This window comes from Anaeromicropila populeti (assembly GCF_900112775.1).
GTDB lineage: Bacteria > Bacillota > Clostridia > Lachnospirales > Lachnospiraceae > Anaeromicropila_A > Anaeromicropila_A populeti.
The window spans coordinates 109,076-124,894 of sequence record NZ_FOYZ01000004.1 but is presented as its reverse complement, the minus strand read 5'-3'; the positions used below and the strand labels follow the sequence as shown (position 1 = coordinate 124,894).

14 protein-coding genes and 1 tRNA gene are annotated in these 15,819 nt (G+C 36.8%); 4 read left to right on the top strand and 11 right to left on the bottom strand.

Annotation, left to right across the window (positions count from 1 at the left end; genetic code table 11):
* Nucleotides 1-80 precede the first annotated feature (80 nt).
* Nucleotides 81-1,451 carry a S1C family serine protease gene (locus BM305_RS06310; RefSeq protein WP_177214577.1) on the bottom strand — a complete coding sequence of 457 codons (1,371 nt, stop codon included), beginning with the start codon at nucleotides 1,449-1,451 and terminating at the stop codon, nucleotides 81-83.
* Between the two features lie 238 nt (nucleotides 1,452-1,689).
* Between BM305_RS06310 and BM305_RS06305 the strand changes: the two genes are divergently transcribed.
* The 3 genes from BM305_RS06305 to BM305_RS06295 are packed head-to-tail and all read left to right on the top strand — an operon-like array spanning nucleotide 1,690 to nucleotide 6,266.
* Nucleotides 1,690-4,098 (top strand): endonuclease MutS2, encoded by a 2,409-nt coding sequence (locus BM305_RS06305; protein ID WP_092559855.1) that lies wholly within the window; start codon nucleotides 1,690-1,692, stop codon nucleotides 4,096-4,098.
* A gap of 36 nt (nucleotides 4,099-4,134) precedes the next feature.
* The gene (locus BM305_RS06300; RefSeq protein ID WP_092559854.1) at nucleotides 4,135-4,845 is read left to right on the top strand and encodes a response regulator transcription factor; all 711 of its coding nucleotides are present in this window, start codon (nucleotides 4,135-4,137) and stop codon (nucleotides 4,843-4,845) included.
* The gene (locus BM305_RS06295) at nucleotides 4,845-6,266 is read left to right on the top strand and encodes a sensor histidine kinase (protein WP_092559853.1); all 1,422 of its coding nucleotides are present in this window, start codon (nucleotides 4,845-4,847) and stop codon (nucleotides 6,264-6,266) included. Before BM305_RS06300 ends, BM305_RS06295 begins: the two co-directional genes overlap by 1 nt.
* Before the next feature lie 13 nt (nucleotides 6,267-6,279).
* Here the strand turns inward: BM305_RS06295 and BM305_RS06290 are convergent, their stop codons facing one another.
* The 6 genes from BM305_RS06290 to BM305_RS06265 all read right to left on the bottom strand — a co-directional run bounded on the left by BM305_RS06290 (nucleotide 6,280) and on the right by BM305_RS06265 (nucleotide 11,715).
* Complete coding sequence (locus BM305_RS06290) at nucleotides 6,280-6,771, bottom strand: tRNA (cytidine(34)-2'-O)-methyltransferase (protein WP_092559852.1); 492 nt, start codon at nucleotides 6,769-6,771, stop codon at nucleotides 6,280-6,282.
* Between the two features lie 38 nt (nucleotides 6,772-6,809).
* Entirely contained in the window at nucleotides 6,810-7,283 is a 474-nt protein-coding gene (locus tag BM305_RS06285; RefSeq protein WP_092559851.1) for a chemotaxis protein CheX, read from the bottom strand.
* An 18-nt stretch (nucleotides 7,284-7,301) separates the two neighbouring features.
* Nucleotides 7,302-8,459, bottom strand: a complete 1,158-nt coding sequence (locus tag BM305_RS06280; protein WP_092559850.1) for a pyridoxal phosphate-dependent aminotransferase — start codon at nucleotides 8,457-8,459, stop codon at nucleotides 7,302-7,304.
* Entirely contained in the window at nucleotides 8,456-8,941 is a 486-nt protein-coding gene (locus BM305_RS06275; RefSeq protein ID WP_092559849.1) for an Lrp/AsnC family transcriptional regulator, read from the bottom strand. The genes BM305_RS06280 and BM305_RS06275 overlap by 4 nt, the downstream gene beginning before the upstream one ends.
* Before the next feature lie 40 nt (nucleotides 8,942-8,981).
* Complete coding sequence (locus tag BM305_RS06270; RefSeq protein WP_092559848.1) at nucleotides 8,982-9,971, bottom strand: AIR synthase family protein; 990 nt, start codon at nucleotides 9,969-9,971, stop codon at nucleotides 8,982-8,984.
* Between the two features lie 157 nt (nucleotides 9,972-10,128).
* Nucleotides 10,129-11,715: a VanW family protein gene (locus tag BM305_RS06265; protein WP_092559847.1), complete on the bottom strand. Its 1,587-nt coding sequence runs from the start codon at nucleotides 11,713-11,715 to the stop codon at nucleotides 10,129-10,131.
* A gap of 266 nt (nucleotides 11,716-11,981) precedes the next feature.
* Between BM305_RS06265 and BM305_RS06260 the strand changes: the two genes are divergently transcribed.
* Nucleotides 11,982-12,593, top strand: a complete 612-nt coding sequence (locus BM305_RS06260) for a tetratricopeptide repeat protein (protein WP_092559846.1) — start codon at nucleotides 11,982-11,984, stop codon at nucleotides 12,591-12,593.
* 125 nt (nucleotides 12,594-12,718) lie between these two features.
* On the opposite strand, the gene nth is transcribed toward BM305_RS06260, so the two are convergent.
* The 4 genes from nth to BM305_RS06240 form a co-directional block, all read right to left on the bottom strand.
* Complete coding sequence (gene nth / locus BM305_RS06255) at nucleotides 12,719-13,366, bottom strand: endonuclease III (protein ID WP_092559845.1); 648 nt, start codon at nucleotides 13,364-13,366, stop codon at nucleotides 12,719-12,721.
* A 4-nt stretch (nucleotides 13,367-13,370) separates the two neighbouring features.
* Nucleotides 13,371-15,134, bottom strand: coding sequence for a B12-binding domain-containing radical SAM protein (locus BM305_RS06250; RefSeq protein ID WP_092559844.1), 1,764 nt, complete (start codon nucleotides 15,132-15,134; stop codon nucleotides 13,371-13,373).
* A 61-nt stretch (nucleotides 15,135-15,195) separates the two neighbouring features.
* Nucleotides 15,196-15,268 (bottom strand) — tRNA-Phe (locus tag BM305_RS06245).
* Nucleotides 15,269-15,395: 127 nt separating this feature from the next.
* Nucleotides 15,396-15,797 carry a hypothetical protein gene (locus BM305_RS06240; RefSeq protein WP_092559843.1) on the bottom strand — a complete coding sequence of 134 codons (402 nt, stop codon included), beginning with the start codon at nucleotides 15,795-15,797 and terminating at the stop codon, nucleotides 15,396-15,398.
* Between the last annotated feature and the right edge of the window lie 22 nt (nucleotides 15,798-15,819).

Sequence of the window (15,819 nt, the reverse complement as noted above, 5' to 3'; positions counted from 1 at the left end):
TTCCTAACCTTTCTAATTACAAATACGTTTTCTTTATTATACATTAACATCTGCCAATAGAAAAGTTAAAATTTTGTTTCTCACTTTTTATTGCTCTTTTTTCCTAACTCAATTGTAAAAGTAACCTCTGGCTTTTCTTTTTTAGAAGTTCTCTTTACCTTCACCTTAATCTTATCCCCTGGTTCATGGTTCCTCAAAATATTAGAGTAAGCAATTGCCGATGCAATTGGTACATCATCTATTTCTGTAATAACGTCACCATTTTTCAGCCCACCTTCCAGTGCTGGAGAATCCGCCAGTACTTCCGCCACATAGACCCCCGATTCTACCTTAATTGCCTTCGCATATTCTCCTGTAATGTCATTCACCACTATGCCAGCATATGTACGTGGTCTCTTATTTATCATATCCTCAATAATCGGCTTTAACTTAGAAATCCCCAGAATTGTCATGCTGTCTGCATTATACTCATCTTTATAATCATGAGTAATCACACCCATAATGACACCTTCTACATTTACAACAATTCCTTCCCCATAAGAATTCTCGTCCATATCCGTGTTATAAACATCCAGCTTATAGTCCGTAATATATTTCTCAGTACATTTATTTGTAATAAATCCAATCATCATAGAATACATATATCCATTGGGACATCCCAGAGCCAGAACTGGCGTTCCTACAGAAAGCTGATAAGAATCTCCTAACGCAGCTACTACTACAGTATCTAATGTTACCTCCGGAATATTCTCCAATGGAATAGAAATCATTGCAATTCCCGTATCAGAATCATATGCATATAATTCTGCTTCTACAGTAGTATTATTACGAAAAGTTACACGAATCTGATTTGCATTTTCTATTTTATCCTTACTTGCCATAATCAACAGTTCCGATTCATTATTCGCAATGACAACACCATAACTTGCATCTGTCTTTTCAAATGGATTATTCAGCCAGTCCACTTCATCGGTAACACTGGATACTGTAACAACCGAATTCTTGGAGTTCTCATGTACCTCTGCCAGAAGCGTATACAGCTTTCTATATTCTTTTATGGTCACTAACTCCAGATGCTCTCTCTCTGTTATAACAGCATCTGTATCTTCATTATCCTCTGATTCTGTGGCTAACCCTGACGGTTTTGACGGTTCTATAGATGGTTCTGTGGATGGTTCTGTAGATGGTTCCTCTGAAATTGCAGGTGATGGAGACGTTTCGGGAAACACAAAGGGTTCCCTGTCTGTTCCAAAAAGTTCATCAAAATAAGGGTTTGATAAATGAAAAACACAACTACTTATCAACCCAAAAATTACTGCTAACACGACTGTATTTGCCAAAGATTTTATTGTTTTTTTCCGACTCCGTTTCTTCTTTGGTAATACCTTTTCCTGCATAAAAGAATAATCCCCTGTTTCACTGCTGCTATCTGGTCTATTATCTGTAGACATACCCTTCTCCTTAACTTTTAACCCAGCTTTTAACATGATGAAAATTACCAAAAACGTTCTTTAAATACTATTTCAATTTTATCACGTAGTTGTGAACAATATATGAATGAAATGTTAACAAACCTTTTAAAAGTCTTCTTAGTAAATTTGCAACTTTATATTTTATTTTACAATAGAATAAGGTAGAATATAGGTTAGAATATATTAATATTGTATGTAATAGAAAGGTATGACCTATATGAACCAGAAAGTTTTAAAAACTTTAGAATTTGATAAGATTGTAGATAGATTTGTTTCACTGGCAACCTCCTCAATGGGAAAAGAGCTTTGCAAATCCTTATCTCCCTGTACTTCTCTCCCTGAGATTCAGCAGAATCTGCGGGAAACTTCAGATGCGCTTTCCATGCTGATGAAAAAGGGAAGTCTTTCCTTTTCTGGCGCAAAGGATATTCGCTCTTCCCTTATGCGTCTGGAAATCGGCTCTACCTTAGGTATTGAGGAATTGCTTTCTGTCAGCTCGCTTTTAAATGTAGTTCTCCGGGCCAAAAGCTATGTCAGAAAGGAAGTTATTTCTGTTGGCAATTTTCAGGAAAATCAAGAGAACACAGATGATACGAATACCCTGACGCCTTACTTTACCATTTTGGAGCCGCTTTCTCCTGTAAACCAAGAGATTCAACGCTGTATTTTATCTCCTGAAGAAATCAGCGATGATGCCAGTTCCACCCTGCGCCAGATTCGCCGGACAGTTAAAAATACCAACGATAAAATTCATGAGCAGTTAAATTCCATAATAAATAATTCTACTACTCGTACTATGTTGCAGGATGCATTGATTACCATGAGGAATGGCCGTTATTGTGTTCCTGTAAAGGCAGAATATAAAAGCCATGTAAAAGGAATGGTTCACGATCAGTCTTCTACAGGTTCCACATTATTTATAGAGCCCATGGCAATTGTAAAGCTGAATAACGAACTGCGGGAGCTTTCTTTGAAGGAGCAGGAAGAAATAGAGCGGATTTTAGCAGAATTAAGTGAACTTGTTGCAGAGCATACAGAAGAATTGAAAATAAATATTGAAACGATTATGAAGCTGGATTTCATTTTTGCAAAGGCAGGACTTTCCCGTCAGATGAAAGCCAGTGCACCAATTTTTAATGAAGATGGCATGATTAACATAAAAAAAGGTCGTCATCCACTGATTGATCCGAAATCTGTAGTGCCTATTGACATTCGCCTGGGAAAAGATTTTAATCTGCTTATCGTTACAGGTCCCAATACTGGTGGTAAAACCGTTTCTCTAAAAACAGTTGGATTGTTTACCTTAATGGGACAGGCCGGCCTTCATATCCCTGCTTTTGACAATTCCTCTCTTGCTGTTTTTGAAGATGTATTTGCTGATATCGGAGATGAGCAAAGTATTGAACAGAATTTAAGTACGTTTTCCTCCCATATGACCAATACGGTTTCCATTTTAAAGCAAGCTACAGACAAATCACTCTGTTTGTTCGATGAACTTGGTGCTGGTACCGATCCAGTTGAAGGCGCTGCACTAGCTATGGCTATTTTATCCCACCTACACAATCAGAACATCCGCACAATGGCTACTACCCACTACAGCGAACTTAAAATTTTTGCACTTTCTACCGATGGCGTGGAAAATGCCTGTTGTGAATTTGATGTTGAAACACTTCGTCCAACCTACAAGCTGCTCATTGGTATTCCTGGAAAAAGTAATGCCTTTGCTATTTCCGGAAAGCTAGGGCTTCCTGACTTTATTATTGAAGATGCAAAGTCAAGAATTGATACCGAAAACACCAGCTTTGAAGATGTTATTGCAGACTTAGAACGAAGCCGCATTACGATTCAAAAAGAGCAATCTGAGATTAAACAATATAAGGAAGAAATTCAACAGCTGAGAAATCAGCTGACACAAAAAAGTGAAAAAATAGATGCTGCAAAAGAACGTATCATACGAGAAGCCAACGAAAAAGCTCACCAGATTTTACAAGATGCAAAGGATTTTGCAGATGAATCCATTCGTAAGTACAATAAGTGGATGAAAGAAGGCAATGTTCAGAAGGACATGGAAGAAGAAAGGGCTGCACTGCGAGGCCATTTGGATAAAACAAAAAACCATTTATCAAAATCAACGGTTCAGAAGAAAAAATCCAACCGCCCAGAAGATTTCAAAATAGGGGATTCTGTTCATGTTCTCAGCCTGAATCTGAACGGCACTGTAAGCAGCCTGCCTAATGCAAAAGGCGATCTATATGTACAAATGGGCATTTTACGTTCCTTAATTAAAATTACCGACATAGAATTAATAGAAGAACCGGCATCTCCATCACCAGCCAGACACAAATCCGGCAGTGGTAAGATTAAAATGTCCAAAACCGCTTCCATTAGCCCTGAACTAAATATTATTGGCAAAACAGTAGATGAAGCTCTTTATGAAGTTGATAAATATCTGGATGATGCTTATTTATCCCATCTTCCTCAAGTAACTATTATTCATGGCCGTGGCACAGGTGCTTTAAGAAATGCAGTTCATCAGCATTTAAAGAAAGTAAAATATGTAAAAAACTTTCGAATTGGAAGCTTTGGAGAAGGAGATCACGGTGTCACCATTGTTGAGTTTAAATAGCATATGTGCTAGAAACAGGTATAACAGGAGGTCTATATGGCTGTAAAACAAAAAATATTAATTGTAGATGATGATAATAATATAGCAGAATTAATCTCGCTCTATTTAACAAAAGAATGCTTTGATACCCGGATTGTAAATGATGGAGAAGAAGCCTTAACTGCATTTTCCACTTATGAACCAAACCTGATACTTCTTGACCTAATGCTGCCAGGAATAGATGGTTACGAGGTTTGCAGGGAAATTCGTAAGATTTCCTCCACTCCTATCATAATGCTGTCAGCCAAAGGGGAAGTATTTGATAAGGTGCTTGGTCTGGAACTTGGAGCAGACGACTATATGATTAAGCCATTTGATTCAAAAGAACTGGTGGCAAGGGTCAAGGCTGTTCTTCGCAGATTTCAGCCAAAGCCAACTTCCCTGCCGCAAATATCCGAGCAGACAGGTGATTATGTAAAATATCCTGACTTACTTATTAATCAGACCAATTATTCCGTCCTTTATTATGGCGAAACCATTGAAATGCCTCCAAAGGAATTGGAATTATTTTACTTTTTAGCTTCACATCCTAATCAGGTATTTACCAGAGAACAGCTATTAGATCACATCTGGGGATACGAATATATTGGAGATACCAGAACGGTTGATGTTCATATTAAAAGACTTAGGGAAAAAATAAAGGACCATCAGTCATGGAGCTTAGCAACGGTATGGGGTATTGGTTATAAATTTGAGGTAAAAAAATAATGAAACGCACATTATTGGTAAAATTGACCATTTGCTATGTGTTAATTGCTGTAACCATGTTTGTATTTCTAAATACCTACTGTGTAAACAGAATAAAGCATCAGCTTATTTGTGAAAAGAAATCTGTATTATATAAAGAGGCTCACCTCATATCCTCTGAATATATGGCAAAATATTATTGCAACAAATTATCTCTGGATGATTTGAAAACACAGCTTTCTACCATTGATACCTTTTTAAGCACCCGGATTTGGATTGTTAAGGAGAATGGTACCATTGTGGCAGATACCCGGGGAAACACAGATAACATCTGGTTTAGTAATGTAAATGATATTGATCCTAATTTTTTGTCAAATAATTATGTTGTAAATAATACTCTTAATGGTGCTTTTTCAGAACCAATGCTAAGTGTCGTATATGCTGTAACCAGCAATCTTCAGGTTCGAGGTTACATCGTAATGCATATATCCATGGAGAGTATCGACACCTCAACTATTAATTACTCTGACTTTACTAATATTAGTCTGATACTATTTAATTTTGTACTTATTTTAATTTTTGCTTACGTTTATTTTATTACCATTCGTCCAATCCAAAAAATTAAGACTGGGATTAAAGAATATACAAATGGTAACTTTTCTTATAAGTTGAATTTGAAGGGAACAGATGAATTTTATCAGTTGGCGGCCGCTATAAACTATATGGCAAGTGAGTTAAAGGAGTTAGATGAATACCAGAAAAAATTTGTAGCGAATGTTTCCCACGATTTCCGTTCTCCCTTGACTTCAATTAAAGGGTATGCAGAGGCAATATTAGATGGAACCATTCCAACAGAAGCTCAAAATAAATATCTGGAAATCATTTCATTTGAAACAGACCGATTAACTAAGCTGACTTCCAACCTGCTTACGTTAAACAATATAAAATACAATGGTGCTTTTTTAGAAATAGCCCCTTTTGATATTCATACAGTGATAAAAAATACATCTGCAAGCTTTGAAGGCATTTGCACTAAGAAAAAAATTACATTAGAACTGACGTTTTACGGACAAGAAAACCTTGTTAATGGGGATATTGGAAAGATCCAACAGGTTTTGTATAACCTTTTGGATAATGCAATTAAATTTAGTCACAGCAACTCTACGATCCACATTTCTACTACAGAAAAAAATGAAAAAATTTATGTTTCTATTCGGGATCGGGGGATTGGAATACCAAAAGATTCTATTTTAAAAATCTGGGATCGTTTTTATAAGACAGATAATTCAAGAGGAAAAGATAAAAAGGGAACTGGCCTGGGTTTATCCATTGTGCGGGAAATAATAAATGCACATGGGGAAAATATTACTGTTGCCAGCACAGAGGGGGTAGGCACAGAATTCATTTTCTCTCTCCCTATATATCAAGAGGACATGGACTAGTAATCTGCACCGTTTACCATGACAAACGGTGCAGATTTCCTTCTAAGTTCATATTTGAGAAATTATTCTGGCGCAATGCTTCATATAATACAATGGCTACTGAATTCCCCAAATTTAATGACCGGATTTCTCCTATCATAGGAATACGGATACAGGTGTCAGGATGCTCCACAAGAATTTCTTCTGGTATTCCTGCACTTTCCTTTCCAAACATAATATAGCAGTCTGGCTCCAGATTCACCTGGGTATATACGTTCTTTGCCTTAGTTGTTGCCATAAATATTTTCGGATGTTTATTCTTTTCTAAAAAATCGTGGTAAGAATCATAAATAGTTACATCCAGCCTGTCCCAATAGTCTAAACCGGCTCTCTTCACTTCCTTTTCATTTATACGAAATCCCATAGGTTCAATCAAATGCAGTCTGGCTCCTGCTGCTACGCAGCTCCTGCCAATATTCCCTGTATTGGCAGGAATTTCAGGCTCTAATAAAACTATATTAATCATATCACTTCTTTCCTCCCATAAATTGCCCAAGACAACCTTTAATGATTATCCTTCACTGCAACATGTACTTCAATTATCTTATTATCCTCATAAATAATAGGAATACATATATTAGTAGTAAAAGAAGAGGAAATCGAGATGCTGCCTGTACATAGAGTTGGCGGTGTAATATCAATACCTATTCCTTTGGTAGAAAAAACAGTAGCGGCATTCCCCATTATCATATTCCCCAACTCGCAAATAGCACTATTTGACAATTCATCCATTTTTTCTATTGGCATCATACACATTTTTGAAGCAATATCACATGCTATAGAATATTCAAAAGCAATCATAGCCTGACCGCTCATCTCCCCGGTAATTCCTATCATAATAATATACATATCATGAGTACTAACCATAGGCTTAACGCTTGGCTTACCAATTTTAGTCTCTATCAGACATGTCTCCTTCAAAATCTTTGTTGCTGCAATTAAAAATGGATTTACATGATTTGCATTCAAATCAGCCATCTCGTTCCTCCTTTGCTATTATAACTTGTTAATAAAGTTCTCCAGTCTGCCCAATGCTATTTTCAGGCTTTCAATAGAATAGGCATATGAAATACGTAAAAAACCTTCGCCTCCGTCTCCAAATGCTGTTCCTGGAACAACTGCAAGCTTTTCATCCTGTAGCAGCTTATTAGCAAAATCATCTGAGGTCATACCAAACTTTTTTATACTCGGAAATACATAAAATGCCCCAAAAGGTTCAAAGCAGTCCATGCCTATTTCTCTTAATGCTTTTACTAAAAATCTCCTTCTTTCATCATAAGACTCCCGCATCATAGCTACATCAGAATCTCCGTTTTTCAACGCTTCAATTGCTGCATACTGGCTGGTTGTCGGTGCACACATAATAGCAAACTGATGAATTTTCAGCATTTGCTTAATGATTTTAGCTGGGCCTGCTGCATATCCTAATCTCCATCCTGTCATGGCATATGACTTAGAAAATCCGTTAATTACAACTGTTCTCTCTCTCATTCCAGGGAAAGAAGCAATCGATACGTGTTCTCTTCCATAAGTTAATTCTGAATAAATTTCATCTGAAATAACATATAAATCCTTCTCGATAATAACATCCACAATTTCTTTAAGATCCTCATATGTCATAATAGAACCTGTTGGGTTGTTAGGGAAAGGCAGTACCAATAATTTAGTTTTATCTGTTATATGATCTAATATTTGTTGTTTTGTCAATCTAAATTCATCTTTTTCTAAAAGATTAATAATAACAGGTGTACCATTCGCCAACAAAGCACATGGCACATAAGATACATAAGACGGCTGTGGAATCAGCACCTCATCACCTGGATCAAGCATTGCACGGAATGCAACATCAATTGCTTCGCTTCCACCTACAGTAATCATTATCTCGCTTTCATATTCATAATTCAGCTGAAACCGTCTATGTAAATAATTACATACTTCTTTTCTCAGTTCCTTTAATCCCGAATTAGATGTATATATCGTTCTTCCCTTTTCAAGAGAATAAATTCCTTCTTCCCGAATATGCCATGGTGTGTCAAAATCCGGTTCACCAACGCCCAATGATATGGCATCTTTCATATCGCTCACAATGTCAAAGAATTTTCTAATTCCAGATGGCTGTATTTCCGTAATTTTTTTTGATAAAGGGTCTCTCATGGCGTATACAACATCCTTTCATCTACATTTTGTTCATTCACAAGTTCCATCCCATGTTCTTTGTATTTCTTTAATACAAAATTTGTAGATGTACTTAATACCGAATCCATTGGTGCCAGTTTACTTGATACAAAATTAGCAACCTCTCTCATTGTCTTACCCACAATCAGCACAGCTAAATCAAAGGTTCCTGACATCAGGTACACACTTTCCACTTCTTCAAACTTATAGATTCTTTCTGCTATCCGGTCAAAACCCTGACCTCTCTGAGGGGACACTTTAACTTCAATCCAGGCTGTTACCTTTTCGCAGTCTGTTTTATCCCAGTTGATAAGAGTTGGATATCCGCAAATAATAGATTCCTCCTCCATCTTCCTTATCTCTTCTGCTAATATGTCTTCTGCTATATCTAACATCTTTGACAAATCGCTTAGAGAAACTTTACTATTCTTATCTAATGCTTTTAATATTCTCTCTCTCACTGCAATACCCTCCTGATTATTACTCTCATAAGATATATAATCATCTGCCAATTACCTTATAAAGCTCATCACTTTTTGGTGGCTCAAGATATCTCTTTTCATCTTCATTTATAACAACCCTGTCATTCCCAGCTGTTACCCTTCCAATTACTGCCGACGAAATTCCCTCTTTTTGCAATGCATCTACTAATGCATTACCATGATCGGTTCCGATCAACATGCAGCCACTAGAAATCAACAAATATGGATTAATATCAAATATCTCACAAATTTCTATCGTTTCCTGCTTTATCGGAATCTTTTTCAAGTTTACTTCAATTCCAACATCTGATGCTGCTGCCATCTCCCACAATGCACCGAAAATTCCCCCTTCGGTTATATCATGCATAGCACAGGCACCTGTTTCTTTTGCAATTTTTGCTTCTTTCACAACTGAAATAGATTTCATCATGCCTTTAGCACTCTCTATAAAATCCATAGAAAATCTTTCTTTTAATACTTCTTCTTTTTCCTGTGCAATGATTGCAGTTCCTTCTAAGCCAGCCCACTTAGTCATTACAATTTCATGTGTCGGTTTTAAGCCTTTGGTCAAAATCAACTGTTCCTTTTTGATTTTTCCTACACCTGTCACTGAAATGACCGGCTGGTTAACCGCGACTGAAATCTCCGTATGCCCGCCAAGGACTTCTATATCCAGTTCAGCACAAACCTCTTCTATCTCTTGCATCATTTCCCGCAAATCTGATTCTCTTGCTCCATCTGGCAAAATTATCGTTAACAATATTCCTATGATTTCTGCACCACTAGAAGCAATATCGTTAGCCGTAATATGCACTGCCAGCTTTCCTATTTCATGTGCAGTTCCTGTAATGGGATCTGTGGACAATACAAAAGCCTCTCCCTCACTAATCTCAAGGGCAGAACAATCTTCTCCGACTCCTGGTCTCACTAAAATTTCGCTGCGGCGGTGTTTTATCTGTTTAAAAACAGAACGCTTCAAAACAGTTTCTGGCACTTTTCCAACCTTCATTTTCTAAAACCCCTCCTTCTATCTTAAGTCATCTTCATAATTGTACTAATACTCCTAGCCGCTTAACAATGCAAAGAACAAAACAGGATAACTGCCTCTCCACGTCTTTGGAAGCCGCTATCCTGTTCTGGCATCATCCTAACACTTCTATATAGTTTTATTCCTCTAATACTGCTTCTTCTTCCTGTCCTGCTTCTTCTTCCTGCTGTCCTGCTTCTTCTTGCTGCTGTTCCGCATTTTCTTCATCTGGAATACTAACTGTTTCTTCTGCCTCTTCTGATTCCTCTGTTTCTTCTGGATCAGCACTTGGTTTTGCCGTAGCTTTAGTACCCTTCTTGCTATCCTTTTTTTCCTTCTCTTCTTCTTTCTCGTCTTCTGCTTCTTCTTTCTTAGTTCCCACAGTCACATAACGAGGCTCTGCTGCATAAGAGCTGTAATTAACTTTTTCGCGGCTTACTTCCACTCCATCTTCATACACAATCTTCCACAAGTAAGCTTTATATCCAATATGCGCAGTCTGATCTACCTTCATATAACTCTCTGGCTGTGCAGGATCCTTTGTCACAATATCTGCACCAGGCTGAATCGTCTCTACAACCTCAGACTTAAATTCAATTGTACGTTTGTCATGATCTCGTGTATCCTCACCATATATAACAAAAGTAATGGTTCTGCCAACGGTAAAGGATTCAATATACACAGGTACATCCGAGTTATTCTTAAATTTTAAATCCTTGTACCCCTCAGAAATGGCTGCATCCATTGCTGGCTCTACATACCCCACAATCATAGAATGATTATAGCGCTCAGTAACTTCTAATTCAGATAATAAGACTGCATTATATAATGTTGTTGCCGCCTGGCAAACACCACCACCAACACTATCTACTACCTTGCCGTTCAAATAGGCACCTGCTGTTTCATATCCATTTTCTTTTGTAATTGGAGCCATTTTCCCACTTGTTGAAAATTCTTCTCCTGGATAAATTATCGATCCATTAATTAATCTTGCCGCATTCGCCAAATTTGCCGCTCTGCTGTTAGACGATGAAGTATAGGTCGTACTAAATTTCCCCAGCACATCCTTGCACCTTGCCATAACTTCACTGGTATATACAGGCTCTGCATCTATTACAACTGCTTCTACTGCTGTATCCTCTTTATTCCATTCATTCAATATGGAATTCTTAACTTTTGCAACAGTTTCTCCTGTATCAACTTTACGTCCCAGTACATGTTCTCCAATTACAAATTCATCATTTTCCCTTGTAATCGTAGCATCCACTGGCTCCACATCATAGGCAGAGCACTCTGTACTCACAAACTCTTCTAATAGCTTATCATCAAATTCAAACTCAAGTGTATACACCAGGTTCTCATTTTGTACGTCCTGCAACTCCTTATAGCGCTTAATTAGGTTTCCTTTTTTTCCCAAATTCAAAGCTTGTTCCACATAATCGTTCTCAAGACAATGATATCCTAATGTTCCTAAAGTAGAAACAACCTCATGCTCATCCACTTTAATCGTAAGTGTTTTCTGCTTTAATTCTTCTACATAATTATTTACTGCATCTTCTGCTTCACTGGAAGTCATTCCTCCCAAAGAAACGTTATCGATAAAAATGCCATCTGCAATGGTATCTGTATTACTATCTGCATAAGTCTTTATCCCTATAACAGATAAGGATGCGCAAAGTAAAAACGCAATAAGCGTACCAATGTAAATCTGTCTTTTTCGTTCCATTTCAAATTCCCCTTTTGGCTCATAAAACTTATTGTTTCATTTTAACATAACTACAGATAATATCAACCCTGAAATTCAAGGTTTGACTTTTCACACATATTTATGTATATTCTTGTTATGCGACTACGTAAACCAACGCTGGAATAATCATTGCTAAAATTAGAAAAATTATAATAATAGTAGATATTATTTTTTGTGTTTTCTTATTGTTCATATTCATATCGTTTCACCTCATTTATAATACTATTTAGAAAGGTTGTGCATTTATGAAATTACCTATCGTGGCTATTCTAGTACTTTTATGGATTGTTATTTTCAGCATTAAAAAAAGTAAAGTAGAACGTTTGGAAAACGAATCCTCTAAAAAATTCTGGGAAAAGGAGCGTTCTTCAAACATGGTACGTAAAAGTGATATCTCCCAGCTTCCTTATATCCAAATCCATCTTAACCAGCTTCCATTTCAAGAAAGTGACGACACTGTGCTTTTGCAATATCAGGATACCATTACTTCACTTTCTGAAAAACAAATATTAAACCTGACGGGAAAAACCAATACAGATTTAAAATTGGAATATGGTCCCGGGAACCTTGAGTTTCTGTCAGCCTGTGACCAGAACTTTACCCTATTAGCACGAACCCTCTATAACTGGGGTCTTTATTTGTATCATCAGAACCAACTGGAACATGCTGTCACTGTACTGGAATTTGGAATCCAGTGCAAAACAGATGTAAGTGGCAATTACCTGATTCTAGCTGAATTATATAATAAATTAGGAAAGCCCGAAAAGATATCAGAGTTACTTTCTGTTGCCTCTTCTTTAAATACACTAATGAAAAACTCCATTATTAATTCCTTAAACAATTATCAGATAAAATAATGGAACGCTGTCATATATTATAATATCCATTTAAAGTAAATGTATGCTTTCTAATAGAATTCTTTGATTGCCATTCTATTTTATGATATTTACACGTAACTTACAAGATATTTTTTATGCACCAACTATTTTCTTTCCTTGCAAAGCTCCTTTAAAAAACACTGCTCACACTGAGGAGCTCTTGCAGTACATAAGCCTCTGCCATGGGTAATAATCTGTATATTAAATAAAATCCAATGCTCCTTTGGTAACACCTTCATCAAGTCAAACTCAATCTTAACAGGATCCTCTTCCTTGGTCAGTCCCAGCTTCCTGGAAATTCTTTTTACATGAGTATCTACCACAATGCTTGGCTCATGGTAAATATTCCCTCTTATTACATTAGCTGTTTTTCTCCCTACACCAGCCAGCTTGGTCAGCTCCTCTATATTCTCCGGCACCTGCCCTCCATACTCTTTTAACAGCATATTAGTGCAGGCTATAATGTTTTTTGCCTTATTTTTATAAAACCCTGTAGAATGAATATCCTGTTCCAGTTCCTTCTGGTCTGCACTTGCAAATGCCTCTAGCGAGGTATACTTGTGAAAAAGGTCCTTTGTAACAAGATTCACCCTCTCATCTGTACACTGGGCACTTAGTATGGTTGCAATCAGGAGCTGCCACGGCGTTTCATGATTTAAGTAGCATTTATATTCTCTTGTATAATGCTCATCTAATAAGTCTAAAATCTTTTGAATACGCTCTTTTTCCTTTTTTGTTATTCTTCCTGACACATTTTCACCTCAATTCGACTGGTATCGCAATGGTTTTTGCCTGATTATCTAAAATACATCTTTGTTCATAATCGAATATAGTAAAATTAGCCTCACCTGAAGGATTTCCTGTTCTAACAGTCTCTCTAATATCTACTGAAAAATATTCCATGTGAGTAACTCGGCTCATTCGTTTACTGCTATAGTCTGCATACCCTGGGAGCAATTCTCTTACTCGTTCCTCATCCTCATAGAATACCCTGTATTGCTCCTTATAAATACCATAATCTCTCGCAAATACTGGTCTGCTTTTTAAATTTTCCCTTAAATACAAGTCATAAACCAGGATTTCTGCAAATAATTCACTTTGTTTTTCATCCCATACTTTCATTACCTGCTTCTCAAAAAATATACGCAGCAACTCATATCTGGCAATTCGGGAGTGGTTCAGCCCAAACAAATGGTTATCCTCGTAATAACTTCCCAATGCTTCATATAATGCAAATGGTGTGTCAAAAAAATGTTCCAAATATGCAATTGCCATCTCAAACTGTCCACTGTTGTAATAAACTTCTACCATATCTTCTACCTGCTTTAACTGAAGAACCTCTTCATATGAAAGCCATTTGGTATATAGTACCTCATATGGCGCAGACGATTTATATACAATATGATTATCAAGTGCATCGTAATAAATAGGAGCACCCTTCAGTACCTTTAAAAATCCCAGTTGCAGCTGGTTTGGCTTTAAACCATATACCTGATTAAAGGAATTTTTAAAGCTGTTTAAGTCCTCATTGGGAAGCCCTGCTATCAGATCTAAGTGCTGATGAATGTTTTTTCCTTGATTGACTTGATTTACCCTATTACTTAATATGTTAAAATCCATCTTTCGATTTATCGCTTTAATGGTTTCCAGATTAGTAGACTGTACGCCTATTTCTAACTGAACCAGCCCCGGACGCATCTGATTTAATAAAGTAATTTCATCCTCTCGTAATATATCTGCTGATATCTCAAAGTGAAAGTTTGTGATGCCGTTGTCATGCTGGTGGAGAAAGCTCCATATTTCCATAGCATGCTGATGATTACAATTAAAGGTCCTGTCAATAAATTTGACCTGTGGTACTTTATGTTCCAAAAAAATCATAAGTTCTCTTTTTACCTTGTCCAGGCTGCGGAATCTTACTCCTTTTTCAATAGACGATAAGCAATAGCTGCAAGAATACGGACATCCACGGCTTGTTTCATAATAAAGTATTTTATTAGAAAATGCTTTTATGTCATCATAAGGAAACGGCACATCATCCATGTTCAGCCCTTTTCTTGCTTCTGTCACCAGAATTTCCGACTGCTTTCTGAACACAATTCCTTTAATTTGATTTAGAACGTCTGGCTCACTTTTTATATAGTATTCTACTAATTCCTTAAAGGTTTCTTCCCCTTCTCCATACATAATTCCTTCAGCATAAGGCATTTCCATAAGCTGTTTTTCCATTTCATAAGAAACCTCTGGACCACCATACCAGATTGGTGTTTCAGGAAGCACTTTTTTTAATTCAACAGATAACGCTTTAACCATCTCAATATTCCATATATAACAAGAAAAGCATATGACATTTGGCTTCCTCTTAAATATATCCGAAAGTATATCATCCATCTGGTTGTTAATTGTATATTCTGCTACTTCAATCTGTTCTGCGTATTCTTTTGCAAATGCCTTTAAATCATAAACAGCAAGGTTAGAATGAATGTATTTTGCATTAACAGCAGTTAAAAGAATTTTCATAACTTCTCCTTTTTTGATAAAAGAATAGACGCCACATTATGTGACGTCTTCTAAAAAGTAATGCCCAGAACCGGAATCGAACCAGTGACACGAGGATTTTCAGTCCTCTGCTCTACCGACTGAGCTATCTGGGCATGTAATTTGCTATGCAATTACCTTACAACATGTGATATTTTACAATGATTTATCCCAATTGTCAAGAAAAATCTTATTTTTTTCAGAAAAATGCTGCTCCACTTTTTATATGGAGCAGCACCCCTTCTAAACTTTTCTGTTGATTACTATTTGTTTAATAGGTTTTAGAAGTCTAATTCCACATTGAAGCAAAAAAACACCTGCTGCAAACCCTAATGCATCAATCTGGGCTGGAAAAAAGTCCAACCCTCGCCCATTTCCACCTATTCCATACAAATCTTGTGGGTGGTACAGCATAATGGCAGCCCAAAGCATAATAATTCCCACCAGCCAATAGCCCACTTCCCAAACATGCCAGTAAATCATCCAACTGCTGACTGCCACAACCAGAATGAAATCAACTGAAATCCAAATCCAGTCCGCAACACCTTTTACAAGGAAAAATGGTACTACAAGAAATAACATGCAATAAATTAATATTTGTGCCAACATGACTAAAACAAGTTTGTTAAAAATTTTTTTACTCATATCCTGCTTTCCTTTCCTTGTA

What these genes read in the sequence shown, in the direction of transcription:
- BM305_RS06240 (WP_092559843.1), bottom strand. Translation starts at nt 15,797, where the DNA reads ATGAGTAAAAAAATTTTTAACAAACTTGTTTTAGTCATGTTGGCACAA.
- BM305_RS06270 (WP_092559848.1), bottom strand. Translation starts at nt 9,971, where the DNA reads ATGAAGGTTGGAAAAGTGCCAGAAACTGTTTTGAAGCGTTCTGTTTTT.
- BM305_RS06260 (WP_092559846.1), top strand. Translation starts at nt 11,982, where the DNA reads ATGAAATTACCTATCGTGGCTATTCTAGTACTTTTATGGATTGTTATT.
- BM305_RS06295 (WP_092559853.1), top strand. Translation starts at nt 4,845, where the DNA reads ATGAAACGCACATTATTGGTAAAATTGACCATTTGCTATGTGTTAATT.
- BM305_RS06305 (WP_092559855.1), top strand. Translation starts at nt 1,690, where the DNA reads ATGAACCAGAAAGTTTTAAAAACTTTAGAATTTGATAAGATTGTAGAT.
- BM305_RS06300 (WP_092559854.1), top strand. Translation starts at nt 4,135, where the DNA reads ATGGCTGTAAAACAAAAAATATTAATTGTAGATGATGATAATAATATA.
- BM305_RS06290 (WP_092559852.1), bottom strand. Translation starts at nt 6,771, where the DNA reads ATGATTAATATAGTTTTATTAGAGCCTGAAATTCCTGCCAATACAGGG.
- BM305_RS06280 (WP_092559850.1), bottom strand. Translation starts at nt 8,459, where the DNA reads ATGAGAGACCCTTTATCAAAAAAAATTACGGAAATACAGCCATCTGGA.
- BM305_RS06250 (WP_092559844.1), bottom strand. Translation starts at nt 15,134, where the DNA reads ATGAAAATTCTTTTAACTGCTGTTAATGCAAAATACATTCATTCTAAC.
- BM305_RS06265 (WP_092559847.1), bottom strand. Translation starts at nt 11,715, where the DNA reads ATGGAACGAAAAAGACAGATTTACATTGGTACGCTTATTGCGTTTTTA.
- BM305_RS06310 (WP_177214577.1), bottom strand. Translation starts at nt 1,451, where the DNA reads ATGTCTACAGATAATAGACCAGATAGCAGCAGTGAAACAGGGGATTAT.
- BM305_RS06285 (WP_092559851.1), bottom strand. Translation starts at nt 7,283, where the DNA reads ATGGCTGATTTGAATGCAAATCATGTAAATCCATTTTTAATTGCAGCA.